This is a genomic window from Oleiphilus sp. HI0128 (assembly GCF_001635365.1).
The window spans coordinates 1-753 of sequence record NZ_LWGG01000567.1 but is presented as its reverse complement, the minus strand read 5'-3'; the positions used below and the strand labels follow the sequence as shown (position 1 = coordinate 753).

The following is a 753-nucleotide window of genomic DNA, read 5'->3' as shown; positions in this document are numbered from 1 at the left end:
GCTCGTCAATAGACTCTGTCTCGGTTGGTTCAATCAGCAAACACTCTGGTACCAACAAGGGGAAGTAAGTGGTCGGAGCATGGTAGCCGTAATCGAGTAAACGCTTGGCAAAGTCCATCGCCGTGACACCCAGACCTTTCGCTTGTTTGTTCATCGTCACAATAAACTCATGCGTGGCTCGACGCTCAGGATAGGCCAATTCAAAACCGGCATCAGCCATCAACTTAGCCATGTAGTTTGCACTCAAGGTTGAAAACTCACCAACTCGATGCAAGCCTTCTCGGCCAAGTAGTACTGCGTAAATGTAGGCTCGAAGAATAATCCCGGCATTACCCATGAAGGTACTTAGGCGACCGATGGAATCTACATTATCTGCTTGGGTCACCCAATGATAATTCTTAACGCCGTCTGCTTGCGCCTGACAACCCGCCATTGGCGTAGGCAGGTATGGTAGTAAACGCTCACCTACAGCAACTGGGCCAGACCCTGGTCCACCGCCACCGTGAGGTGTTGCAAAGGTCTTGTGCAAGTTCATATGCAGCACGTCAAAACCCATATCGCCCGGGCGTACTTTACCCAAGATCGCGTTCAGGTTCGCACCATCGTAATAAAGCAAACCGCCCGCGTCATGAACCGTCTTGGCAATCTCTTCGATCTGTCTTTCGAACACGCCGCAGGTCGAAGGGTTAGTCATCATGATCCCGGCTGTTTGTGGGCCAACTGCTTCTTTAAGCGCTTCCAGGTCAACATCAC

At 51.1% G+C, this 753-nt stretch carries 1 pseudogene; it reads right to left on the bottom strand.

Features of this window, described 5'->3' with window-relative positions:
- Positions 1 to 753 (bottom strand): annotated as a pseudogene (locus A3763_RS06895) (aminomethyl-transferring glycine dehydrogenase subunit GcvPB); the annotation flags it as partial.